Annotated in this window: 1 protein-coding gene; it reads left to right on the forward strand. The window is 67.1% G+C overall.

The genetic code is table 11. The annotated features are described in order from the left end of the window. Window positions 1–178 precede the first annotated feature (178 nt). The coding region (locus PKE99_RS37655; protein WP_271215044.1) for a penicillin acylase family protein at window positions 179–1,131 on the forward strand (953 nt) is incomplete at its 3' end.

A 1,131-nucleotide genomic window follows, 5' to 3' on the forward strand; every position in this document is an offset into this window, starting at 1 on the left:
CCTTCAACAAAATGGTCGAGGAAGGCCTCATCGAGGTCAGCGACTACGACGACCTCGCCTACGACGAGAACGGCAACCCGGTCGGCTGAGCCTTCCCCGCAGCGCCGGGGTGACGGAAATTCACGTCCCCCGGCGTTGCGGCCTGCGCTTCTGCTTCCTCGCACATCTAGGAGTCACGATGAGTCAGCAGGACGTGTCTGCCGACCGAGGGGTCCACGTCGTTCCCGGCCTCGAGTCGCCGGTCGAGATGATCATCGACCGCTGGGGCGTCACCCACATCTACGCCTCGTGCTCGCACGACGCGTACTTCGCGCAAGGCTTCAACGCGGCGCGCGACCGACTGTGGCAGATCGACCTGTGGAGGCGTCGCGGTCTGGGGCTGCTGTCCGAGGTGTTCGGACCGCACTTCGTCGAGCGCGACCGGGCCGCGCGGCTGTTCCTCTTCCGCGGTGACATGCGCCAGGAATGGCTCGCGTACGGATCCGACACCAAACGGATCGCGTCCGCGTTCGTTGCCGGCGTGAACGCCTACGTCGATCTCGTGCGGGCCTCCCCCAGCTTGCTGCCGCCGGAGTTCCGCCGGTACGGCTATCTGCCGTCGCGCTGGCAGCCCGAGGACGTCGCCCGGATCCGCAGCCACGGCCTCTTCCAGAACATCCGCGAGGAGGTCGCCCGGGCGCGGACGATCAGGGACTACGGCGTCGCGGTCGAAGAGCTGCGGAAGGTGAGGGAGCCTTTCGTCCCGCTGACGGTTCCCGAGGGTCTGGACCTCGATGCGATCCCTGACGACGTCCTCGACGTGTACGAGCTCGCGACGACCTACCCGGACTTCGACGATCCCGCTCGCGTCCCGTCCTCCGACGCCGTCCTGATGGAGGGCAGCAACAACTGGGTGCTCGGCGGGCAGGTCACGTCGACCGGGCGGCCGATCGTCGCGAACGACCCGCACCGCTCGCTGTCGCTGCCGTCGCTGCGCTATCTCGTTCACCTGAACACGCCATCGTTCAGCGTGATCGGCGGCGGTGAGCCGGCGTTGCCCGGAGTCTCCATCGGTCATAACGGCGCTCTGGCGTTCGGGATGACGCTGTTCAGCGTCGACCAGGAAGACCTGTACGTGTACGAGCTCGACCC

The organism is Pseudonocardia halophobica, from assembly GCF_027922425.1.
Classification (GTDB): Bacteria; Actinomycetota; Actinomycetes; order Mycobacteriales; family Pseudonocardiaceae; genus Pseudonocardia; species Pseudonocardia halophobica.